General features: G+C 52.3%; 13 protein-coding genes, 4 tRNA genes and 1 pseudogene. All 18 read left to right on the top strand.

The window, feature by feature from the left end:
- Window positions 1-130: 130 nt before the first annotated feature.
- Window positions 131-1,510 carry an MATE family efflux transporter gene (locus PG896_RS13870; RefSeq protein WP_029314480.1) on the top strand — a complete coding sequence of 460 codons (1,380 nt, stop codon included), beginning with the start codon at window positions 131-133 and terminating at the stop codon, window positions 1,508-1,510.
- 194 nt (window positions 1,511-1,704) lie between these two features.
- Window positions 1,705-1,781 (top strand) — tRNA-Val (locus PG896_RS13865).
- Between the two features lie 11 nt (window positions 1,782-1,792).
- Window positions 1,793-1,869, top strand: a tRNA-Val gene (locus tag PG896_RS13860).
- 29 nt (window positions 1,870-1,898) lie between these two features.
- Window positions 1,899-1,975 (top strand) — tRNA-Val (locus tag PG896_RS13855).
- 34 nt (window positions 1,976-2,009) lie between these two features.
- Window positions 2,010-2,086, top strand: a tRNA-Val gene (locus tag PG896_RS13850).
- Between the two features lie 632 nt (window positions 2,087-2,718).
- Window positions 2,719-3,453 (top strand): hypothetical protein, encoded by a 735-nt coding sequence (locus PG896_RS13845; RefSeq protein ID WP_202211881.1) that lies wholly within the window; start codon window positions 2,719-2,721, stop codon window positions 3,451-3,453.
- Window positions 3,454-3,573: 120 nt separating this feature from the next.
- A complete protein-coding gene (locus tag PG896_RS13840; protein ID WP_202211880.1) occupies window positions 3,574-4,173 on the top strand; it encodes a restriction endonuclease subunit S in 600 nt (199 codons plus the stop codon).
- Window positions 4,173-5,450, top strand: coding sequence for an N-6 DNA methylase (locus PG896_RS13835; RefSeq protein WP_202211879.1), 1,278 nt, complete (start codon window positions 4,173-4,175; stop codon window positions 5,448-5,450). The genes PG896_RS13840 and PG896_RS13835 overlap by 1 nt, the downstream gene beginning before the upstream one ends.
- A 68-nt stretch (window positions 5,451-5,518) precedes the next feature.
- Complete coding sequence (locus PG896_RS13830; RefSeq protein WP_270835812.1) at window positions 5,519-5,980, top strand: hypothetical protein; 462 nt, start codon at window positions 5,519-5,521, stop codon at window positions 5,978-5,980.
- Between the two features lie 155 nt (window positions 5,981-6,135).
- The gene (locus PG896_RS13825; protein WP_202211877.1) at window positions 6,136-7,026 is read left to right on the top strand and encodes a WYL domain-containing protein; all 891 of its coding nucleotides are present in this window, start codon (window positions 6,136-6,138) and stop codon (window positions 7,024-7,026) included.
- Window positions 7,027-7,070: 44 nt separating this feature from the next.
- Entirely contained in the window at window positions 7,071-9,479 is a 2,409-nt protein-coding gene (locus PG896_RS13820) for a type I restriction-modification system subunit M (protein WP_202211876.1), read from the top strand.
- A 16-nt stretch (window positions 9,480-9,495) separates the two neighbouring features.
- On the top strand, window positions 9,496-10,785 hold the full coding sequence (locus PG896_RS13815; protein WP_270835811.1) for a restriction endonuclease subunit S: 1,290 nt from the start codon (window positions 9,496-9,498) through the stop codon (window positions 10,783-10,785).
- A gap of 2 nt (window positions 10,786-10,787) precedes the next feature.
- Window positions 10,788-11,792 (top strand): Fic family protein, encoded by a 1,005-nt coding sequence (locus tag PG896_RS13810; protein ID WP_270835810.1) that lies wholly within the window; start codon window positions 10,788-10,790, stop codon window positions 11,790-11,792.
- A 16-nt stretch (window positions 11,793-11,808) separates the two neighbouring features.
- Window positions 11,809-14,844 (top strand): type I restriction endonuclease subunit R, encoded by a 3,036-nt coding sequence (locus tag PG896_RS13805; protein WP_270835809.1) that lies wholly within the window; start codon window positions 11,809-11,811, stop codon window positions 14,842-14,844.
- An 84-nt stretch (window positions 14,845-14,928) separates the two neighbouring features.
- Window positions 14,929-18,270 carry an STY4851/ECs_5259 family protein gene (locus PG896_RS13800; protein ID WP_204509409.1) on the top strand — a complete coding sequence of 1,114 codons (3,342 nt, stop codon included), beginning with the start codon at window positions 14,929-14,931 and terminating at the stop codon, window positions 18,268-18,270.
- Window positions 18,267-24,485 (top strand): DEAD/DEAH box helicase, encoded by a 6,219-nt coding sequence (locus PG896_RS13795; RefSeq protein WP_247631639.1) that lies wholly within the window; start codon window positions 18,267-18,269, stop codon window positions 24,483-24,485. The genes PG896_RS13800 and PG896_RS13795 overlap by 4 nt, the downstream gene beginning before the upstream one ends.
- Before the next feature lie 277 nt (window positions 24,486-24,762).
- Window positions 24,763-25,077 (top strand): transposase, encoded by a 315-nt coding sequence (locus PG896_RS13790; protein WP_113978622.1) that lies wholly within the window; start codon window positions 24,763-24,765, stop codon window positions 25,075-25,077.
- Window positions 25,078-25,380: 303 nt separating this feature from the next.
- Window positions 25,381-26,060 (top strand): annotated as a pseudogene (locus PG896_RS13785) (IS3-like element ISKpn10 family transposase); the annotation flags it as partial.
- Window positions 26,061-26,127: the final 67 nt, after the last annotated feature.

Raw genomic sequence — 26,127 nt, 5'->3', positions numbered from 1 at the left:
CGACCTTCCCCGTTGGCGGTTTTTCAGGCTAGAATGACACCCCCGCATCTTGTCTCCTCAGGACGAGGAGGCAAAAGCCCATCTCTCTTGCCCGCTCTTTCTCTTTTATCTGATCCACTCGGAGGTGTCAGTGCAACGTTATTGGTCCGAGGCGAAGCAGCTCGTTCGTCTAGCCAGCCCCATTCTGGTCGCCCAGGTGGCCCAGATCGCCATGAACTTCGTCGATACCGTGATGGCGGGACAGGTGAGCGCCGTGGATCTTGCCGCCGTGTCGGTGGCGTCCAGCTTCTGGTTGCCGATCATCTTGCTGGTGCAGGGCATCATCATGGCCCTCACCCCCATCGTTTCCCAGCTCAACGGCGCTCGCAAGCAGGACGAGGTGCGCCCCGCCGTGCACCAGGGCTTCTGGCTCGCCCTCATCGTCACGCCCATCGCCATGGTGGCACTCTATTTCAGCCCCCTGGCACTGCAATTCATGGACGTGGATCCCGTCATGGCGGCCAAGACTGCCGGCTACCTGCACGCCATCCTGTGGGGCCTGCCCGCCTTCGTGATGTTCCAGGTGCTGCGCAACTTCAGTGAGGGGCTCTCCCACACCATGCCGACCATGGTGATCGGTTTCGTGGGACTCGCGGTCAACATCCCCGCCAACTACATCTTCATTCACGGCCACTTCGGTATGCCGAAACTCGGCGGCGTCGGCTGCGGCGTGGCCACTGCCATCGTGCTCTGGGCCATGCTGCTGGCGATGATCGTCTATGTGAAGTGCTCTGCCCACTTCAAGCGCATCAACCTGTTCGCCCAGCTGGCACGCCCCAACGGCAGCCGGATCTGGCGCCTGTTCCGCTTGGGGTTTCCCATCGCCATGGCCATCTTCTGCGAGGTGACCCTGTTTACCGTGGTGGCCCTGATGCTGGCCCCCTTCGGCGCGGAGACGGTGGCGAGTCACCAGATTGCGCTCAACTTCTCCAGCCTGGTCTTCATGCTGCCCCTCTCCATCGGTGTCGGCGTGACCATCCGGGTCGGTCACAACATAGGGGAAGGTCAACCGGATCAGGCCAGGGTCGCCGCCCGCACCGGCCTGATGCTGGGCATGGGCGTCGCCGCCGCGACCGCCGCCCTCACCGTGCTGCTGCGCGACCCCATCGCGGGGATCTACACCGACGACCTGCAGGTGATCGGCCTCGCCGCCACCCTGCTCTTCTTCGCCGCCATCTACCAGATCTCCGACTCGGTGCAGGTGGTGGCCGCGGCGGCTCTGCGCGGTTACAAGGACACCCAGGCCATCTTCTACGTCACCATCGTCGCCTATTGGGGGCTGGGTCTGCCCACCGGCATGATCCTGGGGCTGACCGACTGGGTGGTACCGCGCATGGGCCCGCAGGGCTTCTGGATAGGCTTCATCGTCGGTCTCACCTCCGCCGCCCTGATGCTGGGGGCTCGGCTGCGCGTCATCTACGGCCGCTTCGCCAGCCCCGCAGCCTGCACCGCCCTCTCTCGGGCGCAATAGGGCGCGGCCAGGGGCACGGGGAGCCGCACTTTTGGGACGGCTCGCCTGTAAAATCAACAGGCTGCACAAGAACTGGGCAAACAGTCTCCTTTGTGCATGTCCCTTGTTGACAGCCTTGGGGGCCATGGGTAGTATGCCGACCACGCCAGCAGTGCTGGCGGGATAAAACGGGTTTTCAACCCGGTTTATGAAGTGGGTTTATAGCTCAGTTGGTTAGAGCACTACCTTGACATGGTAGGGGTCGTTGGTTCGAATCCAATTAAACCCACCACTTTTCGTGATGCGTCCTTAGCTCAGCTGGTTAGAGCACCACCTTGACATGGTGGGGGTCGGTGGTTCGAGTCCACTAGGACGCACCATAATTGATGATGAGTTTTTCGAATACGATGCGTCCTTAGCTCAGCTGGTTAGAGCATCACCTTGACATGGTGGGGGTCGGTGGTTCGAGTCCACTAGGACGCACCATTCGAAAACAATACATCAATAGAAACAACAAATTGCGTCCTTAGCTCAGCTGGTTAGAGCACCACCTTGACATGGTGGGGGTCGGTGGTTCGAGTCCACTAGGACGCACCAAATTCACAAAAATCCCCCTTTCGAGCGGGATTTTTGCTTTGTGTCGCATTAGTTTTTTCGATTCAAAAATCAGGCGTCATCCGACACTATTTTTTGCCTCGTGCCTAGAAAAGGCACTTCCGTGCCCAATGTCATAGGCACCGCCTGATCTCATCAAACCCAAGCCAGACCCCTATCCTATCGGGCGCGGCCCCAAAATCGTTGCTCATTGGTGGCCATTCTTTATATCGTGCCTAACAAATTTGATCCCGTGCCCAATTCACTAGGCACAATGAAGTGTTGCAGTGCAGCTTGATGGCCCCTACCCCATAACATCAAGCGAACGAGAAGAGTCAGCAGGCCCTACGCCTGCGGGATGCTTTTAGCGGTATCCATGCGGTACTTCTGTTTGGCGATTTACAAGATCCCCTGAATCCATCAAAGCATAGCTACTAGGCCGTGTATCCATGGCGGAGCGAGGGTGGCTATAACGGATTCAATACAACACAACAAAAACCGCAGAATAGCTGGTAAAAATACCGAAATATCAATTAATTAAGGAATTAACCAGAACTGATATCATGCCTTTGACGTAGTTCAAAGAGATCGATTCGATGGGGAAAAAACGACGACATCGTCATAGGTCGCCAGTCATGTACACGACTACAACATGGCGTCCAAGACATGCAGCTCGCTCACTCAATCAGATAATAAAAGTGGTGGCAAAAATTCATCATACTTGGCAACGTCATGTCCACGTTGATGAGGAAGAGTATGATGACGCTGCTTTTTTTTCTCTCAGTTCAGAACTTCGCCATTACTCAGGCAAGCACCCTGACTGGGAGCAGTTCTACCGCATCGATATCAAACGGGATCTGATGTATCGCAAGCTCCATACTCGTCCACTTCGCGCATTCTCAGCCGTTAGACCCCGCCCCACATCAACCCGACGTATCTTGTCTTTAAAACCCCAGTCTGCATTACCCCTACGCCCAGAAAAACTATTCAGTTGGCCAAGCACAGTGATCTCAGCCTCCCACGCTGGATTGCCCGAAAGCAAATGGCCCAAGGTAGGTATCTTTCAATCAGTGGGCTACCGGGTCGGAGAAAAGCGCTTGTATCGCAACCAGCGCCTGAAATTATTGCAATGGGTCTTTGAACAAGAGTTACCGCTCGTTGAAGATCAGGCCTATATGGCGGAATGGGGAAACCCAGCAGAGCCCAAACGGCTAGAGAAGATGGCAAAAACAATCGCTGCCTTTATCCGTAGTGCCAAGAGGCGTCAGTCGGCCAACATGCGCCAAGCGATCGCAGACTGGGAAGCGGATCTGGCCTGGCTTAAACAGCACTACTACGTGAGCATGAGCTGGCAATGGCCCGCGACATAAGCATGACACAATGAACCCCCTAAAATCGTTTTGATCGTACGAAATAAATCATTGACAGAATATCATCACCTGTGGAATGATCACCTCATTGCGAAATCGTACAAAGGAAACGAAATATAAATGACCAACTATACGATCGAAGATCTGTGTCATTGCATCGTCACTGGTGCAACCAATAGTGTCTATGAAAAAGCTGATGCTGCGGACGCACAACACTTTCTGCTAACCGGAAGTTGCCTCAATCAACAAGGGCAGATCGAGGCCAACCAGTTGACCCCCATCTGCGTTAAGGATGAAAAAAGCATTGCGCGCTTTTCTCTCCAGACAGGTGACGTCGTGCTGCTGGCAAGGGGCAGTACCATTCGTGCGGCCTATGTGGATGAAACAACCGCTCAACTAGGTGTGCTGGCCTCTGCCAACTTCCTGCTGCTGCGACCCAAGAAGGAACTGCTGCTCGGTGAAACCCTAGTTGCCTTTTTGAACAGCCAATTGGGGATAGCCATGCTGGAACGGATGAATACTGGCGCAGTCATCCAGAACATCAGTGCTTCGAGTCTGAAAAAAACCGAAATTCCCTTGCCTACGCTGCATGATCAGCAACGCCTAGCCGAGCTGTTCCATGCTCGTAACCAGGCCTATATGGATACTCTCGCACTGGCCGAGCAACAAAAAAAAGCGGCAGATGCCTGTATTGAGCAATTGCTGAAAGGAGATGCCTGATGCAAAACATGCTGCAGAAAATGACTCAGATTATTGAGTCCTCCCGAGGCGCAATGGAGCCATTGCACGCCATGGAACTGCTCTCGTTTCTTGGCTTATTGGCCAAGCAGGATCCTGATGGATTTAGCGCTATCGTCAACACCGGCAGCAAACATCAATATGAAGCCATGCGCGAGCTGGGCAAGAAGCTGGCAACGCAGCTTCAGCTTCCTGAAGCCGTATTTTGTAGTCCCGAAGCACATCGGTTCGATGACAAGGTGTTAGCTGAGCTTATGAGCTGGCTGGAGCAGGTTACCGATTTTACGGCCTTCGCACGTGCCATCCGGGAACTCTATTGCCTCGGCTTTACTCGCTCAAGAAGCATGGAAAGCTCCAATCCGAGTTTGATTAGCCTCTATCAAGCCCTGTTGGGTGATTGTTCACAAAAGACGTTGTTTGATGGTGCAGCCGGAATGGCCGCAGTGACTTCGGCATTACGACCACAACATGCCATCTTGATGGAGATTAATCATACCACCTGGCTGATCTCATACCGCTTGCTACTCCTTGAAGCGCAGAGCATGGAGTTCCATCGTGCCGATGCACTGCTGGTGGCCGACATAGGTAAAAGCTCAGCGGATGTCGTAATCCTTGAGCCGCCATTAGGCATCAAACTGGCAGCCGATCAACGCCGCGAATTGGCCAGGGTCGATTATCTGCAAGTTCCTGCCGGTGATGCGGTCTCGGCCATGGCGGCCGATGGGCTCTGGTTACAGTTGGCGATGCAAAAGCTGACCGACCAGGGAACGGCACTACTACTGATGCCACAAGGCTGGACATTCCGGCCAGGCTACGATGCACAGGTCCGGCAAACTCTGCTGGAAAGTGAATATCTCGAGGCCTTGATCAGCCTTCCAGCCGGTCTGATCTCGGGAACCGCTATCCCCTCAGTGCTGGCCATTCTCAAGAAATCCCGCCCGCAAGGTGCACCGGTTCGGTTGGTTGACGCCAGTGGCTTGGGTTCCCATGGCAGACAAGGCCGAACCCTCAATCAAGATGAGGCCAAGCTGATTGCCGATTGGGTGCAAGGCTCTGAGACATCCGAACATTGCCGAATGATCAATCTAAGCGAACTGCGCGCTCAGGAGTACAACCTCAGCCCCAGTCGCTACTTTGAAAAAGAGGTTCAGGTCGAAGGGCTCGACATCGACAAAGAGATGGCCTTATTGGCCGAAATGCAGCAGCGATTTGATGCATCACAAAAGCAACTGACCAAGTTATTAAACAGTTTTAAATAGCGGTAAGCAGACCGCCCGATCCAGTAATAAAGAAGAGGTAATTCATCATCCATCAACAGGAGGTAAATATGAAAAATACAGAGGTATTACTTAACGTGACGGTTCACTACCAAGCCCATCAAGGTGTTTTACCTTGGGCTAAGACGCCACAACAAGAGCCAACGAGTGACTATCGACTTTCACCTGGCCATAAGGATATTCAGATCTCCAAGCGCTTGATGGATGACTTCGTGTTCTATTTCGTGACTCACGGCGATAAGAAGCTGAACCAAGGACGAAAGAAGACGGCGCAACAGGTCGTCACCGCTGCCTTCTGTTTTTTTGCTGGCAAAGCGCAAGGTGAGTCGACCAGGCCTATGTATGTCCTGCATCGAGGGGAACGGATCGATTTTGATGCCCCCGAGCTGATTTTCGCGGCGTATATGCGGCTAATAAACGCCAAAAGAGACGCCTACGCAGAGGCGCGTCTCAGAATTCTGGGCGAGCTGGTGTTCTATGCTCGTCTTGCCGCCAAGACTCACTACCACTGACGCGCGAATCGACTGTTGGCCATACAGCAGGCGTGAACAGATGTAGATGTGAAGAAGTGCCATCTGCATCTAGTTTTTTTACTCAACTAATGGTTTCCAAGCGCATTGGATTGTTTTACGATGGACCTAATCTTTTTTATCAGGTGTAAGTATTGATGTTAGCCAGCGTCATCCAGAAGCGTCTCGAGGCCCTGCCACAGGCGACTCGAGAGCGGATCGCCCATATCGACTTCACCTTGATGTTCAAAGGCGAAGCGGTGCGGGCCGATCTGATGACTCGCTTTAATATGGCGCCCGCTCAGGTCACCAAAGACTTCATGCTCTATCGCGAGCTGGCACCGCAAAACATCGAATACGATGCCAAGCGACGAGTGCACATCCGCGGCGCGGCGTTTGCGTCACTGTTTGAGTATGATCCGCTGCGAACCCTCGCCACCTTGAGCCAGGGCTTTGGCGACGGCTTCTCCGGCAAGGGTATGCTGCCCTTTGCCTGCGAGGCGCCGCACCACCTCAATCAACCGGCACTGGCGATTGTCGCCCAACTGACCGAAGCGATTTACCGTCGCTGTGCCCTACGCATCCGCTATGTCTCGCTTAGTAGCGGGGAAACGGTGCGCGACATAGTGCCGCACACGCTGGTCGACAGCGGCTTGCGCTGGCATGTCCGCGCCTATGACCGCACGCATAGCGAGTTCCGGGATTTCGTACTGACACGCATCGCTCACGCGCAACTGCTGGTCGAAGAGAAAGCCCAAGCAGAGGATCTCCCAGAAGTAGATGCTCAATGGACAACGCAGGTAACGCTGGCGCTTAGGCCCCACCCTGCCCGTCAGCACCCCGAGGCCATCGCTCTCGACTACGCCATGACCGACGGTGTCCGACACGTCACAGTGCGGGCCGCCACGGCGGGTTATCTGCTGCGTCTGTGGAATGTGGACTGTTCCGCCGACCATCATCTTGATGGCCCCGAATATCAGCTCTGGCTGGCAAATCCGGACTGCCTCGATAACGTCAGCAATGCGACGTTGGCACCGGGTCGAACTTAAATTTTTATTTTTACCGGGCGAGCCCGGAAAGACAGGACAACAAGATGGATCACAGCGTACACAACAAACTGGTTTCTTTTATCTGGAGTATTGCCGATGACTGCCTGCGCGATGTCTATGTGCGCGGTAAGTATCGTGATGTGATCCTGCCAATGGTGGTGTTGCGCCGCCTGGACACCCTGCTTGAACCCACCAAACAAGCGGTACTGGACGAAGTCAATTTCCAGCAGCAGGAGATGAATGCCGTCGAGCTGGACGAAGAGCCGCTTAAGGCCGCATCCGGTTACGTCTTCTACAACATATCCAAATGGACACTCAAATCCCTGTCCAACGCGGCCACTAATAACCAGCAGATCCTGCTGGAAAACTTCAATGAATATCTCAATGGCTTCAGCGATAACGTCAAGGAGATCATCAGCCGCTTTAATCTCAAGGCGCAGATACGCCATATGGCCGACAAGCAGGTATTGCTGGATGTAGTCGAGAAATTTATCTCCCCCTACATCAACCTGACACCCAAAGACGGTGAAGATCCGGAGGGCAACAAACTGCCTGCGCTGACTAACCTCGGCATGGGCTATGTGTTTGAAGAGCTGATCCGCAAATTCAATGAAGAGAATAACGAAGAGGCTGGGGAACACTTCACCCCGCGCGAGGTGATCGAGCTGATGACCCACCTGGTGTTTGACCCGATCCAGGATCAACTGCCGCTTACCCTCACCATCTATGATCCGGCCTGCGGCAGCGGCGGCATGCTGACCGAGTCCCAAAACTTTATCGAAGAAAAATACCCGGCCCAGGGTGCCAGTCGCGATATTCACCTCTACGGCAAAGAGATCAACGACGAGACCTACGCCATTTGTAAGTCCGACATGATGATCAAGGGCAATGACCCGGCCAATATCAAGGTGGGCTCTACCCTGTCGACCGATGAGTTCTCCCAGATGCGCTTTGACTTTATGCTCTCCAACCCGCCCTACGGCAAAAGCTGGGCCTCGGAGCAGAAATACATCAAGGAAGGGACTGAGGTCATCGACAGCCGCTTCAAGGTGCAGCTGGCCGATTACTGGGGTGAAGTGGATCCCAAGGGCTGTGATGCCACTCCACGCTCCAGCGATGGTCAGCTGCTGTTTTTGATGGAAATGGTCAACAAGATGAAGTCGCCATCGACCAGTCCCTTGGGCAGCCGTATTGCCTCAGTGCATAACGGCTCCAGCCTGTTTACCGGCGATGCGGGCGGTGGCGAGAGCAATATCCGTCGCTACCTGATTGAAAACGACATGCTCGAGGCTATCGTCCAGTTGCCGAACAACCTGTTCTACAACACCGGCATCACCACCTATATCTGGCTGCTGAACAACAACAAGCCGCAGTCACGTCAAGGCAAGGTACAGTTGATCGATGCCAGCCTGCTCTATCGCAAGCTGCGCAAGAACCTGGGCAACAAGAACTGCGAATTTGCTCCAGAGCATATTGAAGAAATCACCAACACCTATCTCGCCTGTAGCAATGTAGAACGCCAGCTGGACGCTAATGGTGACCCGATCGGTATCGCCAGCAAGGTATTCAAAAACGAGGATTTTGGTTATTACAAGGTCACCGTCGAGCGGCCGGATCGCCGCATGGCCCAGTTCAGCGCCGAGCGCATCGCAAGCCTGCGCTTTGACAAGTCGCTGGCCGAGGTGATGGCCTACTGCTACGACCGCTATCAGGAAAAGGTCTATAGCCCCGGCTTCTTGCAGGAACACAGTAACGCCATCCTCGAGTGGTGCGAACAGAACGAGATCAGCCTCAACACCAAGGCCAAGGGCAAACTGCTCGATACCGGCTTCTGGCTCGACGCCCGGCAGTTGCTGTTTGTGGCACAGACCCTGATGCAAGCCATCGGTGAGCAGGAGTTCAACGACTTCAACCAGTTTAAAGACGAGGTCGATGCCGCACTCAAGGCTAACCAGCTCAAACTCTCGGCGACCGATAAAAACGCCATCCTCAATGCCGTCAGCTGGTATGACGACACCGCCGCCAAGGTGGTGAAAAAGGTGGTCAAACTCAACGCCGACAAGCTGGCCGAGCTGCTGGAGCGCTATAGCTGTGAAGAGGCCGATCTGCCGGATTTTGGCTATTACCCTTATCCACCACAAGAAGGCGGCAAAAAAGGCGAATTCGTGACTTACGAGAGCAGCAGCGACTTGCGCGATAGCGAGTCGGTGCCACTGAGCCAGAGCATCTACCAGTACTTCCTCGATGAGGTCAAACCCCATGTGGCAGAAGCTTGGCTGAATATGGAATCGGTGAGGATCGGCTATGAGGTGAGCTTTAACAAGTACTTCTACCGCCATAAACCGCTGCGCTCACTCGAGACCGTCGCTCAGGAGATCCTGACGCTGGAACAACAGGCCGATGGTCTGATTGCCCAGATCCTGGGTCTCACAACATCCCAACCCCAGGCATAAGCAGGAGAAGATAATCATGACACTGACTGTTATGCCAAAATATGATGCCTATAAAGACTCTGGGGTAGAGTGGTTGGGAGAGATTCCTGTTGATTGGAATATAAAACCTGGTCTCGTGGCTTTTTCTGAAAATAAGCGCAGCAATAAAGGAATGAAGCAAGATGTTGTGCTTTCACTTAGCTATGGGAAAATCATTATAAAACCAGCCGATAAATTGGTTGGCTTAGTTCCAGAATCATTCGAGACATACCAAATTGTTGCGCCAGACGACATTATTATTCGTTGTACCGACTTACAAAACGATCAAACAAGTTTGAGGACTGGCCTAGCAAATGACCATGGAATAATCACAAGCGCATACCTCAACCTTAAAGTTAAAGGTTTGTATTCAGCAAGATATCTGCACTACTATTTGCATGCATTGGATACAACAAAAGTAATTTATCGATTTGGATCTGGTCTACGGCAAAACCTTAGTTATTTAGACTTTAAACGTTTACCTGTTTTTGATATCTCTTGGGAGACCCAAGCCGCCATCGCCAATTTTCTGGATACGAAAACCGCCCAGATTGACGAAGCGATTGCCATCAAGGAGCAGCAGATCGCGCTGCTTAACGAGCGCAAACAGATCCTGATCCAGCAGGCCGTGACCCAAGGTCTCGACCCGACTGTGCCGATGAAAGACTCCGGTGTGGAGTGGATTGGCAAGATCCCGGAGCATTGGGAAATAAAACGATTAAAATACGTGCTTGATGAGAGGACAGAGCGATCGTTGACAGGTGAAGAACCTCTATTCATGGTCAGCCAACAATATGGTTTGGTTGTAAGAGCTGACTACCATGAGAAAGCAGTCGTTTCCTCAAGTAACATAGACAGCAAAATTGTCTACAAGAACGACCTTGTATTTAACAAATTAAAAGCCCACCTTGGCGTTTTCTTTAAAAGCAATATTGATTTTAAAGGACTAGTTAGCCCTGACTATGCAGTTTATAAAACAAAAGCATATATTGCTGACACAAAGATACTAGAGTTGTTGTTCCGCCATCCATCATACATCGGGCAGTTCACTATCAGAGCAACAGGAATCGTCGAGGGTTTAATTCGACTATACACAAGCGATTTATTTGATATCTCAATTCCTATTGCGCCAGAAGCTGAACAATTGAAAATTTTGGCACATGCAGAAAAAATATCTAAGTTGTTTGATAACGCAATCGAACTTCAGAAAAAACAATGTGAAATCCTAAAAGAATACAAAACCACTCTGATTAATAGCGCCGTGACCGGCAAAATTAAGGTGGTCTAGCCATGAGCTATCAACCACCGTTTCAGCTCACCCACATCATGATGCGCCATGTCGCCCGCATCGGCGAATTGATTGGCACATGGAAGGCAGCCAATCAAAACCGGCTGGTACCTGAGCTGCGCCGTGGCAACCGCATCAGAACCATTCAGGCCTCGTTGGCGGTGGAGCAAAACACCCTGACGTTGGAACAGGTCACCGCCGTGTTAGCGGGCAAAACCGTGCTGGGTCTACCCAAAGAGATCCAGGAGGTGCGCAATGCCTTTGCCGCTTATGAAGCGATGGAGCAGTGGCACCCGCATCAGATCGACGACTTACTGGCCGCACATGCCTTATTGCTGCATGGCCTGATTGATGATGCCGGTCACTGGCGCAGTAAAGGGGCTGGCATCTATCGCGGTGAGCAGCTGGTGCATATGGCCCCACCGGCCAGCCAGATCCCGCGCCTGATGGCCGATCTCTTCGACTGGTTAGCGCACAGCGATGCCCACCCGCTCATCGCCTCGGCCGCCTTTCATTACGAGTTTGAATTTATTCACCCGTTTGGTGATGGCAATGGCCGGATCGGGCGCTTATGGCAAACCCTGATTTTAAGCGATTGGCAACCCATGCTGGCGTTCCTGCCGGTGGAAACCGTCATCAAACATCGCCAGCAAACCTATTACCAGTTACTGACCGAATCCGATCAGAAAAGCGATTGTTCCGCCTTTATCGAGTTTTTACTGCAAGCGATTGAAGACAGCCTGCAAGAAGCCATCCATACCCAAGCGGATAGTGAAATGCGGGTACAAACGCAGGTAGAAATGCGGGTACAAACACCACTAAAAACCCCGGAACAGATCCTGAGTCTGCTGCAACAGCATCCGCAGATCACGCTGGCCGAGGTAGCGCAGCGGCTGGGCAAGGCTCTTTCCACCGTGGAGCGCGCCGTCGCCAAGCTTAAAGCCCAAGGGGCACTGATATTTATCGGGCCCAAGAAAAACGGCCACTGGCAGGTTAACAAGAAATAACGAGCAGGGAGTATGCATGGTCAGCAATACCAAAGAACAGGCCCTTGAAGCGGCCATCGAGCAGGCCCTGACCGGCCAGTGTCTGGAAACGCTCGGCAGTGGCATCGGCGAAGCGGCCGCTGTCTATGCCAAGGCCCATCACGGCTTTGTGCTGGGGCTGGCTAGCGATTTCGACAAGCAGTACGCCATCGATACCCGACTGTTCTGGCAATTTCTCGAGACCACCCAAGCCTCTGAGCTGGCCAAGCTCAAGCAGCATCACCCTCACGATTGGCAACGCAAGGTGCTGGAGCGTTTCGATCGCATCATGCAAAAACAGGGGGTGCTGCACCTGTTGAAAAAAGGGTTGAGCCTTGACGATGCCCACCTGACCTTGATGTACCCGGCCCCGCTGGCCAGCAGCAGTGCGGCTGTGCACCAACACTTTGCCGCCAACCTCTTTAGCTGTACCCGCCAGGTGGCCTACTCGGCGCAGAACCCCAAGCAAGAGATCGACATGGTGCTGTTTATCAACGGCATCCCGCTCATCACCCTCGAGCTGAAAAATCATTGGACCGGCCAGAACGCCCGTTACCACGGCCAGAAGCAGTACCGGGAAGATCGCGATATCAATCAGCCGCTACTCAACTTTGGCCGCTGCCTGGTGCATATGGCGGTCGATACCGACGAGGTCTATATGACCACCAAGCTGGCCGGGAATGCGACCTTCTTCCTGCCCTTTAATAAGGGGCATCACCACGGCAAGGGTAACCCGCCTAACCCGACCGGCCATAAGAGCGCCTACCTGTGGCAAGAGGTCTTCACCAAGGAGAGCCTGGCTAACATTATCCAGCACTTTGTGCGTCTGGATGGTTCAGCCAAAGAGTTGCTGAGCAAACGCACCCTGTACTTCCCCCGTTACCATCAGCTGGATGTGGTGCGCAGGCTGATAGATCATGCCAGCCACCACGGCGTAGGTCAGACCTATCTTATTCAGCACTCGGCAGGTTCTGGCAAATCCAACTCCATCACCTGGGCCGCCTACCAGCTGATCGAGGTTTACCCGGCAAGCGTCAATGTGCATGGAGCCAAGGCCGTCGATCAGCCGTTGTTTGATTCGGTCATCGTCGTCACCGACCGGCGACTGCTGGACAAACAGCTGCGCGAGAACATCAAGGAGTTCTCCGAGGTCAAAAACATCATAGCGCCCGCCAACAAGTCATCCGAACTCAAGTCAGCCCTGGAGAACGGCAAGAAGATCATCATCACCACCATCCAGAAGTTCCCGTTTATCGTCGATGGCATCAGCGATCTGAGCGACAAGCGCTTTGCGGTGATCATCGATGAGGCACACAGCTCTCAATCCGGGGATGCCCACGGCAAGATGAACGCGGCGATGGGCAAGATACACACCGAGGAGGAGATGGAGGACACCCAGGATCTGATCCTGCAGGCCATGCGCGCGCGCAAGATGCGCGGCAACGCCTCCTACTTTGCCTTCACCGCCACGCCGAAGAACACCACGCTGGAGAAGTTCGGCCAGAAACAGGCCGATGGCACCTACCAGCCCTTTCACCTCTATTCGATGAAGCAGGCGATTGAGGAGAGCTTCATCCTCGATGTGGTGGCCAACTACACCACCTACCGCAGCTATTACGAGATCAGCAAATCCATCGAAGATAACCCGCTGTTTGACAGCAAGAAGGCACAGAAGAAACTGCGCGCTTATGTGGAAGGCAGCCAGGAGACGATCGACGTTAAGGCCGAGATCATGCTCGAGCACTTTATTCCCCATGTGGTGAATGCCAAGAAGCTCAAGGGCAAAGGCAAGGGCATGGTGGTGACGCAGAACATCATCTCGGCTATCCGCTATTACAAGGCCATTACCCGCCAGCTGGAGGCGCTGGGTAATCCGTTCAAGGCGCTGATTGCCTTCTCCGGCAGCAAGGAGGTGGATGGCATTGAATACACAGAGGCTGATCTGAACGGGTTCCCCGAGAACGATACCCGTGACAAATTCGATACCGATGAGTATCGGCTGCTGATTGTGGCCAACAAATACCTGACCGGTTTCGATCAACCCAAGCTCTGCACCATGTACGTCGACAAGAAGCTGGCTAGCGTGTTGTGCGTGCAGGCCCTCTCCCGCCTGAACCGCGCCGCGCCCAAGTGGGGCAAGAAGACCGAAGATCTGTTTGTCCTCGATTTCTTCAACTCGGTAGACGACATGAAGGCAGCGTTCGATCCCTTCTACACCGCCACCTCGCTCTCCGGCGCCACCGACATCAATGTGCTGCATGAGCTCAAGGACGCGCTGGACGATAGCGCTGTCTACGAGTGGTTCGAGGTCGAGGATTTTGTGGCGCGTTATTTCAACAACGAAGACGCCCAGCAGCTTAGCGTCATCATCGATAAGGCCGCTGAGCGCTTCAATCATGAGCTGGAGCTAAGTAACGAAGAGAAGGCCGACATCAAGATCAAGGCCAAGCAGTTCGTGAAAATCTACGGCCAGATGGCCGCCATCATGCCCTATGACATGCTGACGTGGGAAAAACTGTTCTGGTTCCTCAAGTTCCTGATCCCCAAGCTCAAGGTGGAAGATCCGGATGCCGACCTGCTCGATGAGTTGCTCGAATCGGTAGATCTCTCCTCCTACGGCCTGCAGCGTGTGAAGCTCAATCACACCATCACCCTGGACGCCGACGATTCAGAGCTCGATCCACAAAACCCCAATCCACGCGGCGCTCACGGCACAGAAAAAGAGACCGACCCGCTGGACGAGATCATCAAGAGCTTTAACGAGAAGTGGTTCCAGGGTTGGAGCTCGACCCCGGAAGAGCAGAAGGTGAAGTTCGTGAACATCATCGATAGCGTGAAAAAGCACCCCGATTTCGAGGCCAAGTATCAGAACAACCCGGACCCGATCAACCGGGAACTGGCCTTCGAGAAAATCATGAAAGAGGTCATGCTGGCACGCCGCAAAGACGAACTGGAGCTCTATAAGCTGTTCGCCAACGACCTCGCCTTCAAAGCCTCATGGATGCAAAGCGCCCAAAGAATGGTGGGGATGTAAATCGTCGTAATTTTTTTAGATGAAATGACTCTTGGATTGCCGTTTTGTGGCGCGTCATGATGAATCGGGAAAAGGGAAATCAAAGTGCAAATTAACCAATGGATTTCGGAATTTTTAGCAAGACGTGGGTTAAAACATCCTGATGAGCGTCCACTTTTCGCGTACAAAACTTCGACGGATGAATTCGAGTCATTAAAACGCCTCTTACAAAATTATGCAGACAAGTTCCATTTGTCTCGGCACTACCCTGCTGCTTGGCTCCTCTTCGCGGCTGAATGGTGGAAACGTGATTATGCTGGTGGAGCATGGCGCTGGGGACCGCTTTGCGAAGCAGCAGGACTAAAGAGTCTATCCCACGATAAAATCCGGAATCTGGTCATTGACGGGCATCAACAATGGTGCCTGCAAACTTCGATCAAAACCGAAGGCAAACGTTTTATCGGCCTGGTCGCCATGAGTGGTGGCCTACCGATGCGTTTGGTGGAATCGGCCCAAGGCGGACTGGCCAGACTCCTTAGAATGGTCACCGAGCAGGCGTTGCACTACAACCTACACGATGAACAACTGCGTCAAGCTGTTGAAGCACAAGCCGCGCTCTTGCCAGTGTGTTATCAACAGTCGCCCGTCTATGAACTTTTGGATAACCTCATCAAAGCAGTGCTGCATATCCGAGCCACGTATGAGCTTCATGATGTGTCCGACCCCATAGGCAAGTTACAGAAAGAGTGTCCAGACTGGGAGGATATATTTCCAATAACGCTTGATAGTCAAGCTGCGGCCAGCCTGATCAAGGGACTTGTGAGAAGTGTAGTCAGCATCCCCCCCCTGTCGCGGCAGACACCTTTTCAGATCCTGAAAGGGCTGCGCCTTAGTACCGATGGTTCCCCGCCCCAGTATGAACTTTCTTTTATTATGCAAGCTCAAGCCAATCGTGAGCATGTTGCCAACGCGCTTGGCTTTCCCTGCGAGCAGCTACCACCACATTTTCAACTGGTCTTGCGTGTTGGGGAGCAAGAGTACATGGCAGGTGAAGCCTTACTCCGAGGAGACAAATATCAGCTGATAGCCAAACCCCTACCATTGATTCAAGCCTTACATGACTCAGCTCAGCTGATTGTCAGTCGTTGGGGGGCCACACTACATATTGCCAACCTGCCTGGTGGGGAAGAATTAAGTCATGATGAGCCGTTGATCTTTGAGAACACGCCGCCATTTGCTCGCCTGATTGCACAGGGTGATGCTCGGCTCAAAGGATCCTCTGCACTGGTTGCCATTCCCCCCAAGACAATTGTCTTTTCCGAGGAAGGTGAAGCACAAGAGCTCTGCAATAATCTATCGAATGGCATGAAGTTGATGGAACTGCCTGCTGGCGACACTCGGCTCGTTTACCAACGTCAGACATTCAGGGTACACATTTCTTCCTGTGTGCCTGCACTCCCTGATAGCCATTGGACGGGTAATACCATCGAGGCAACCTCCACGCCTGGATTACTGTTCTGTGGTACGCCGCGTCTACGGGTTGTTCAGGAGAGTGGTTATGCCAGTGATGTTCCGTCCCATGAACTTTTTGCCAGCGTACAAAATAGCGAACAGCGGCTTGAGCAAACGAAGGCGCCTGGTTTATGTCGGTTGATCTGGAGAAAAGATCAGCAACGATTGCTCAGTACTCGTGCTGTGATTCTTCCGCCTGATGCAGGGATTACTTACAAACCGGGCATAAGCCCCCTCGAGGGAATAATTCGACTTGTAAACTGGCCTAATCTGCCGGTCCGCTCTGAAACCGAGGAGATAGAACTAAAAACAAAGCACGATGGTTCAGACTTGATTTTGGACTTGAAGAGCAACTCTGCCCGCCCAGTTACCTCTGTGCCACTCAGTTTGCAGTGGCCGGGGGGGGAACAAAAACTGACACTGCCTTTCCCTGCTTATGGCGTCACGCTATTGCGTAATAACACGCCACTTGAAAACAACCAGGTATTGACCATTGGAGAGCTGGTCGGATGCAGAGCCATATTGATGTCAGCCCAAGGAGCAGCACACTGGCGGTTGCGACTATCAACCATTGGACTCAAAAGTCGAACCAGCCTCTCACAGGAAATCAAATATATCGGTGTGCGAGAAATTCGTTTGTTTGAATTAATCCCAAAGATTCAGCAAATGCTTTCCTGCCATCCGAGACTTGATCACACCGTCTTGCTTGAACTGATTCACGGCCATCAGACGCATGCCAGTTTGGAGGTCGGAAGATACTCGACACGCATCTGCCTAGAAAATCACATAGCCTTCTTGAGCGACAATGCCCGAGAAATAATTCTCGAACAAACCGAAGCAGAAGAACTTTTGCAGGCATTACCATTAGCCGAACCAGAGCGTGATCCAGTCAACCTACCATTATGTCTTTCCGAACAGGCATTCACCGGTAACTGGCAAATAGACTTACCAGAAGATGCCGTTGGACCATGGCTAATTTATACGAACGACCACACTCAACTACATTGCAGACCAACGATAGCGATAGCGACAGCCATCAGCCCACCGGATGATTTCTCTCCTCTGCGCAAAGCTCTATGCGAAGCCGACAGTCCAACACGGATGAGTATGCTCAGAACCGCCCTCCAGTTGATGGCTGCAGATCCAGAGAATGAGGATTGGCTAACACTGGAACAGCTCCTAGATAAGTTGCATCACCTGCCTTTGGCCAGTCTGGATATTTGCCAGGCTCTGATCCGTGAACCGCTGGCGCTAGCCATGGCCACACTGCTTCTGGACAATTTCTCCAGTCGGATGGCCGAGCGCCTACCATCTGAACTCCCTTTTGAGTGGCTACTAATAGCCCCAGAACATTGGTTCAGCACCTTCACAAAAATTCGCCAGCAGCTCCCCGCTGAAAATTCGCGCCGATTAGAGGCAATCCGCAATGACATCCAGAGTAAGAGCCACTACTTAGCTCGCTGGCAACCGGCACTGAGCTTTATTTTTGAACAAGGATTCCACCAGTATTTCGGACTCAATAGTCAGGATGTTAGCTTCTTCTTCAAAAACCCGTTGATGCTCATCGAATATTGGCTTGACCATCTGTTCGATGGAGAAAACTCGGCTATGCAGCAAATGTTTCGGCGAAACCCTCCAGAAACGCAACGAGACCTTGATCTCTGTCATGCAGAGCGCGAAGAACTCAGGAGATCAATGTATGGAAACAGGTTGCTCGATAGAAGCAAATTGCCAGTGACGGATTTCAAGCTTGGTGTAGTTATTCGGCCTTTTATGGCGGCCTTCGATGTCTATGCGGGAAAAGGCCAGCTGTGGCAATCCGATCCGGCGCGCTTGTTTAGTCTGAGAACAACTCGCCAACTCGATACCGTCTGGTTTGATGCAGCCTATCAAACCGGCTTAGCCATGGCCCAAACATACTCTATTGGGAAATGAATCTGATGCTTTATCAAAAAAACTATTTTTCCGCCCTGATGACCAACCTGAGTGTACGCAGTGAGCGTGCGGCCCAAGGCCTGCTCGGTCTGGGCAATCCTCATCTACGTCAATTCCTGCATGAGAAGTTGACAGCAACACCGGGAACACCGGGCGCCTGGCTTGCAGATCCAGTCTTCGAATCAACCTTTGGTTGGAAAGAAAGCGATGAAACCATGGCCTCTCTGGCGGGTGGAGAATTACTCCATACACGGCTGGCAAAAGCCATGGCTGAACCGCCAAAAGAGTTGGCCAAGGAATATCATTTCCCCGATAGCCGTCATCCGTTTACCCATCAGCTAGCTGCATGGCAGGTATTGAACTCTCCAGAACCACAATCGTTGGTGGTTACCAGTGGAACAGGCTCTGGCAAAACCGAATGCTTCCTTGTGCCGGTGCTCAATCAGTTGGCGAAGGAGATTGATAGAAATGAAGATCCTGATGGGGTCCGCGCACTGCTCATCTATCCACTGAATGCGTTGATTAACTCACAGCAGAATCGCCTGGATGCCTGGACAGACGGCTTTGATGGGCAAATTCGCCACTGTCTCTATACGGGGGCTCTGGAAAATGAGCGGAAGGCATCTGCTCAGAAGTACAAGGGACAAGTAATCGATCGCAAGAGCTTGCGGGCGCGTCCTCCGCAACTTCTTGTAACGAATGCCACCATGTTGGAATACATGCTCATCCGGAAAGAAGATGAGCCTATTCTACAAAGATCAGCTGGCAAACTACGTTGGATCATTCTTGATGAAGCACACACTCATATCGGCTCACAAGCTGCCGAGATGGCACTGCTGCTACGCCGCGTGATGCTGGCCTTTCAGGTTAATCCGCAGGATGTGCGTTTTGTGGCAACCTCAGCAACATTTGGATCGGATGCCAAAACCATCGAAAACCTGCGCAATTTCCTTGCTGATATCGGCGGTGTTCCACCAGAGCAGGTGCATGTTGTTCAAGGCCATCGGGACATTCCATCTCTGCACAAAGTTAAACCACATACGGAGCAAGACCATCCCGAAGTAATTGCTGCAATAGAGAGTGAGCATGAACAATCAGCCCTACGCTACCAACGCCTTGAAGCCAGTCCAACAGCCCTTCGGATCCGTTCTTTGTTCATTACGGATGGACAATTAAAACCACAAAGTCTGCAGGAGTTAGTACGAATCTCGGGTTTGTCTAAAAAACAACTGCTTACCTGGCTCGACCTGATGTCAGGGACAAAAAATGCCGAAGGTCTATCATTTTTACCGTTACGAGCTCACCTCTTTCACAATGTTATCCCTGCAATTCGAGCCTGTATTGATCGTAACTGCACACATAAAGCCAACACACCGCTGGCGCATCCAGAATGGCCATTCGGCATGGTGTATCTGGAAGAGCGGACCCATTGCAGCTGCGGCGCACCTCTTATGCCGCTGGTCTCCTGCGAGGAGTGTAATGAGAGCTTTCTGCAAACATCGGCCACCAGTCAAGGCAAGCTGATCGACCCATCACAACAACAAATCGATGAGTTTTCTTTGGATGAAGAACAATCAGATATCGAAGAACCGGATAAAGATAGTGAATTATTAAGTCACTCCTTGATCACCAATCGTGTTGTTGACAGTAGCTTTCCAGAGTATCTGGATCGCAGCAGCCAGAGGCTGAGATTTGATGGTCCCAAGGATGAATATATCGAGCTACAAGTATTCAGGAGCACTCAGAATGAATGTCCTTGTTGCGGTTCCTCAATTAGTGGACGCAGCTTGCTCCGCCCTGCGCGCATTGGCGCTCCCTTTACCTTAAGCACAGTGATCGGCACCTTGCTGGAGTTTTGCCCGCAGGATCCCGAGCCCTCCGGCAAGCCCTTCCAAGGCCGGAAACTAATTTCGTTTACCGACAGCCGCCAAGGAACTGCTCGCATAGCAGTCAAATTACAACAGGACTCCGAACGTAACCGGATCCGGGGACTGGTGTATCATAGGTTATTGCAAGCACAGCCAACCAATGCACTTACCGAGGAAGATTTACAGGATCTTCAGGAGTTACTACAGCTTCAAGCCAAACAAAAAATAGGGCGTTTTGAAGAAAAACACTTAAGCAGCTTATTGGCGAAACAAGCCGACGCATCAAAAGGGGCCGAAATCGGTTGGGCGGACATGGTGAACCATCTTGCTGGCACTCCAGAGCTGCAAATGGGTATGTTGGACTACTATAACGGCCTGGCACCAAATACCTTCGGTAAACAAGACAGTATTTCCCTAGCTGGGATGCTACTGGCCCGTGAGTTTTATCGTCGTCCCAAACGAGCCAACAGCCTGGAAACACTAGGACTGGTTCAGGTTTGCTATCCCAAGCTGGCGAGAATTACCAGCACCCCCATGACTTGGCCAGCACGCGCAACTAAAGAACAGTCTATTGAGTCTTGGCGTACTTATTTGAAGGTACTACTGGACTTCTTCGTCCGTGAAAACACCATCCTGAATATAGATAGACGCTGGCAATCCCTGATTGGCGCGCGTATCCGCCCGAAGTGGGTAGTCCCCCCTGTTCTAAACGGTAAAACTGAAAAGCTGTCCGGACGCTACACGCGATGGCCGACCGTCAACACTGTCAACGGTGTTCATTCACGAGCAATTCTGTTGCTCTGCAAGGCGTTTAATTGGTCTCCCTCTTTGCACCAGGATCAGATCGATTCGATTCTTAACGAAGCATGGGTTGCACTCACCCAGCACGCAAAATTGTTGATCTCTTCCGGTGATGGTTATCAGCTCGATTTGAGCGAAATAAGCTTCCGGCTGCCCCATGAGGTCTATTTTTGTCCGGTATCAAGGCGATTTATTGATACTCCGTTCGAAGGGCTAAGCCCCTATACACCTCGCACTGATCGGGAGATGGTTGTGAAAGTCGCGCCTTACACAATGCCGAGACCTCCTGAATCACTTCTGCATGCTTCTGGTGATCAAGGCTTGCTGGGCATCCGCGATTGGCTTAATAACCAACCAGAAATACAAAAATTACGCGAGAGCGCGCTTTGGTCTGATGTTTCAGATTTGATCAACGAAGGCGGGAATTACTTCTGTGCGGCAGAACACTCCGCCCAGCAACCAAAAAACAAACTGGATAAATACGAGGATCAATTCAAAGCCGGGAAACTGAATTTACTAAGCTGTTCAACCACCATGGAAATGGGTGTAGATATTGGTGGTATCAGCGTAGTAGCAATGAATAACGTACCACCTCACCCAGCTAACTACTTGCAACGGGCTGGTCGAGCAGGCCGACGCCGTGAAGGGAGATCTTTGGCACTTGCTGTTTGTAAAAATACCCCTCATGACCAAAGCGTATTCAATAACCCTCTTTGGCCATTTACCACAGCGATGCGTATGCCCAAGGTGTCACTGCAAAGCCCTGAACTGATACAGCGCCATATCAACGCCTGGTTATTATCTCATTGGCTGAAGCACGTTATCGCGGCCGAAGAGATCAAGGCAATGACTTCAGGGGCTTTCTTCCTTGATAACGGGATGCCTATGTCTCTTTCCAAACGCTTCGCTCTGTGGTGTGAGAATCAGGCGCTAGGAGCCGATGATCTTATATCTCAAGCGATCAAGGACATTACCCGGCGTAGCATTCTCAATTCAACTCCACAATCAGAACTGTTAAAACGAGCAAGTAATCGAGTTATTGAGATTACACAGTCATGGTTGCAGGAACATGAGGCAAGTCGGACGCAACTGCAACAAGTCGAAGACAAGAAAGCCGCCGCCTATCGAGCCATGGACGCGCAACTGAACCGGATAGAAAATGAATATCTTCTTAGCGAACTGGCCGATAAGCGTTTCTTGCCAGGTTATGGTTTTCCGACAGATATTGTCAGCTTTGATAATCGCTGTATGCAGACCTTGAAGCTGGATGAAAAGGGTCAGCGGGAGGACAATCGAGCCCGCTATCGTTCGCTTGCCTCCCGAGATCGTATTACCGGACTGCGAGAGTATGCTCCTGGTGCTGAGCTGGTCATGGATGGCTTGGTGTATAAGTCATCTGGCATCACCCTGAACTGGCACGCTCCTGCCTCTGCCGAAAACGTCAAGGAACTACAGCTCTTCAAGAAGGCTTGGCGCTGTGGACACTGTGGGGCCAGTGATACGGCCATCAACCCAGGCCTGGAACTCAACTGTCAAGAGTGTGGATACCCGATTGAGCGCGATCAGATCCATGAATACTTGGTGCCTGCCGGGTTTGCAGTGGACTTCTTTGATGATCCTCACAACGACATCAGCCGACTGCAATATATACCGGTTAAAGCGCCCTGGCTGAATGTGCCTGCTCGCTGGATCTATCTAACCAATCCGGCGTTCGGTATGTTTCGTGCGAGCCAACAGTCTCAGCTATTCCACTACAGTTCAGGAGCTAACCAGAAAGGTTTCGCCATCTGTCTCGAGTGTGGCAAGGCCGAACCCATGTTGAGCTATCCGGACCAATCTGCTGCGGCCAATGAACAGTATCTCCCGGCCATGTTCCGCGAAAAGGCCCAACATCGAAGACTGCGCGGTGGTAAGAACGATAATGGTGAGAACATCTGCCCCGGCAGCAACAATAGCTGGAAGATTAAGCAGAATATCCATCTGGGTCATGACTGCCTGACTGATGCACTGGAACTGGTACTACGAGATCCATTGAGCGGAGAGTTTCTCAATGATGATATCACTGGCTATTCGATTGCTGTCGCGTTGCGAGAAGCCATTGCCGCTTCACTTGGTATTCAAACTGAAGAGCTTGGCTGTGACTGCCATCCAATCCGGGTAGAGGATCGAACTGCTAGAGCCATTCGGGTGTTTGATCTGCGTAGCGGTGGCTACACCACTCTGGCTGCGGAGCAGTTGAATGACGCAAACTTGTGGCAACGGGTTATCGAACGTCTGAGCAGGTGTAATTGCTCGCATGCCTGCCAGCACTGCTTGCTCAGTTTTGATACCCGTTTTGAGGCTGACCGTCTTAATCGCCATGCAGCCTTAGAGTGGATCAATCAGACCTGGCTGACCGGCTTAGCATTGCCTGCCCCCCTTCAAGTATTTGGACCACATAGCCAAGCCGAAATTACAACCTTGCATGAAGCAGTTGAACGAATCATCACGCAGGATGACAGCCCCAAGACCATTGCAGTCTATCTCCTTGCGACCTCCGAGGAGTGGGATCTTGCCGTTGCTCGCCGAATGCGACATCAACTACATAGCTGGGAGCGTGCCGGGCACCAGGTGCAGTTGCATTTTCTCGAAAGCACCTTCGAATCCTTGCCAAAAGATCAGAAGGAATGGTTGGCAAAGCTGGCTATTAACGGAGTTGGGTTATGTTTGCACAAAAGCATTCCCGCTCTTGGAGAACTAACACTAAACATCACAGTACATGGACCGCAAGCTAACATCGCATGGGCCAGCAACAACATTGTCCTTACTGCTCCAGGGCATGACTGGGATCTAGCCTCTGCTGGCTCGCTGATTGTTCGCGGTTGTCCGCCAAACTTGCAGATAGGCCGAGAGCTAAATGCCAGCGAGTTGATACCAGGCAAGTCCCCTGAGCTTATCAAGATCGAGATAGCCGACCAGCTAGATGGCTCCCTCAACGGTTTTGCTGGCAGGTTCTGGGAACATCTTCGAAATGTATCTGATGTTCTTCTTAATGACATCTTTGAGGGCAAAGACCACATCACCGAAGTCACCTATACAGATCGTTATGTATGTAGTCCGCTAGTTGTGAATCATTTGGTTAATGTGATCCATGAACTGGGAGTACGCAGCAGTTCAAGTTTCGCTATCAGAGTTTTGGGACGTCAATATCAGAAGAACGACAACCGGACACCGTGGCAATGCAGGCATGATTGGCTCTCATCTCAGGAGCGGGATGAAGCCATCTGCCAAGCATTGGAATTCTGTGGCCTAGAGGGGGAAGTACTCAGCCTCCACTCCTTACCCCACTACCGACAGCTACAACTTCAGCTTAATTCCGGGAAGCGACTAACTATTCAGTTTGACCAAGGCCTTTCATATTGGGAGGCAGACCGCAGCGAGAAGAGTTATAGACTGAAATTCGATTTCTCTGCTGATTCTCTTGGTGAAGAACTCATTGAGCGAATGCAGTGCAGGGTCGCCGCAGCTGGGGATGAAAACACACAGATTTTTGTTTCTATTGAATGATAAGTGAGTGGCAATGAGGGAGAGTGTAAAAAATCTACATAACTGACATTCTCACTAACCTTTTGAAAGGACAACAGAATGCCATTATCAGACGAACTGTATGGAGATGATATTCACCTCACAGTTGCCCACAAAAGGGAGTGGTCATACGGCTTCGCACCGGATAACAAAACGGTACCCCTACCGTGTTATCTGGAGTCACCCTATGACCACCAACAAGAAAGTGTAAGGACCCACTGAAATCCTGCTCAGGTCATAATGAGTGGAGATCACAGACATGAGCATTACGATGGACGAAGAAATCAAACGTTGGACCGCCAAGCGCAAAACCGCTTTGGTCATGGACATCATCCAGGGCAAGACCACTGTATCCGAGGCGGCTCGCGGCTTCGATTTAGCTCCCTCTGAAATTGAGGAGTGGGTTAATGACGCCAAACAGGGCATGGAGAACGCTCTGCGCGCCAAGCTGTTGGATATCCGCGAGCAGTACGAGAAGCAACTCAAAGAGCTTCAGGAGGCCTATGGCGAAGCCATGCTGGAGTTACGCGCCAGAAAAAAGTTGGCCTCCCTGCTCGGCGAGGACGACAGATAGTCGCCGATGTTTAGCAGGGATTACGCGCCGAGGGTACCGAGGTCTCCGTCAGTAAAATCTGTCGTTGGTTTGGCTTGCCGCGGCGCAGCTGGTATTACCGAAGCGTCAAGGCAGCGCCCAAGGTTCAGGAGCATCTGGTTACGCCGATCAGTAAGCGCCGCTAAATCGACCTACTTGCCTTCGTTGTATTGCGCCACTTTTTTTGCAATGGGCTCCAGCGGGACGTTCCAGGGGTAATCCCCCCGAAAAACCAGGGTGCTCATAAGTAGAATTTTCCCGTACCTTGAACGCAGGAGGTTCTACATGAAAACATCACGCTTTAGCGATACCCAGATCATCGCCATCCTCAAACAAGCTGAGGCTGGAGCTCCCGTCCCGGAGCTCTGCCGCGAGCATGGCATCAGCACGACCACCTTCTACAAGTGGCGTTCCAAATTCGGGGGGATGGATGCCTCCCTCATGGCTCGACTCAAGGAGCTGGAGGACGAAAACCGCCGCCTCAAGAAGATGTACGCCGAGGAGCGCCTCAAGGCAGAGATCATCACCGAGGCCATGGCAAAAAAGTGGTAACGCCATCTGCCCGCCGGGAGATGGCGACCAAAGCCGTGACTCACTACGCCATATCCATCCGTCTGGCTTGCCGGATCTTCAAGGTCAGTGAAAGCTGCTATCGCTATCAGCCCGTGCTGGTCGATGAAAACCAGGAAATTGCCGATTGGCTGCTACGTATCACGGCCAGCCAGCGCAACTGGGGCTTCGGGTTATGCTTTTTGTACCTGCGCAACGTCCAAGGCTTTGGCTGGAATCACAAACGGGTATACCGGATCTATCGGGCGCTGGAGCTCAATCTGCGGATAAAACCCAGGAAACGGTTGGTTCGGGCTAAGCCAGAGCCGTTGGCGGTTCCCGACCAGCCTAATCAGTGCTGGTCGATGGACTTTATGCATGACCAGCTCAGCGATGGCCGCTCGGTGTGCGTATTCCGGCGAAGTTGAACAGCCATTCCGGCCAACGTGAACACCCTGATCCTTAACGCGCTCACGTCACCCC

The organism is Aeromonas sp. QDB30, assembly GCF_027707645.1.
Taxonomy (GTDB): Bacteria; Pseudomonadota; Gammaproteobacteria; order Enterobacterales; family Aeromonadaceae; genus Aeromonas; species Aeromonas caviae.
The sequence above is the reverse complement of the archived record's forward strand: the minus strand, read 5'-3'. Positions and strand labels throughout refer to the sequence as shown.

Coding starts and splice junctions, on each gene's coding strand:
- PG896_RS13810 (WP_270835810.1), top strand. CDS start 10,788: ATGAGCTATCAACCACCGTTTCAGCTCACCCACATCATGATGCGCCAT.
- PG896_RS13840 (WP_202211880.1), top strand. CDS start 3,574: ATGACCAACTATACGATCGAAGATCTGTGTCATTGCATCGTCACTGGT.
- PG896_RS13830 (WP_270835812.1), top strand. CDS start 5,519: ATGAAAAATACAGAGGTATTACTTAACGTGACGGTTCACTACCAAGCC.
- PG896_RS13825 (WP_202211877.1), top strand. CDS start 6,136: ATGTTAGCCAGCGTCATCCAGAAGCGTCTCGAGGCCCTGCCACAGGCG.
- PG896_RS13805 (WP_270835809.1), top strand. CDS start 11,809: ATGGTCAGCAATACCAAAGAACAGGCCCTTGAAGCGGCCATCGAGCAG.
- PG896_RS13795 (WP_247631639.1), top strand. CDS start 18,267: ATGAATCTGATGCTTTATCAAAAAAACTATTTTTCCGCCCTGATGACC.
- PG896_RS13815 (WP_270835811.1), top strand. CDS start 9,496: ATGACACTGACTGTTATGCCAAAATATGATGCCTATAAAGACTCTGGG.
- PG896_RS13845 (WP_202211881.1), top strand. CDS start 2,719: ATGTACACGACTACAACATGGCGTCCAAGACATGCAGCTCGCTCACTC.
- PG896_RS13790 (WP_113978622.1), top strand. CDS start 24,763: ATGAGCATTACGATGGACGAAGAAATCAAACGTTGGACCGCCAAGCGC.
- PG896_RS13835 (WP_202211879.1), top strand. CDS start 4,173: ATGCAAAACATGCTGCAGAAAATGACTCAGATTATTGAGTCCTCCCGA.
- PG896_RS13820 (WP_202211876.1), top strand. CDS start 7,071: ATGGATCACAGCGTACACAACAAACTGGTTTCTTTTATCTGGAGTATT.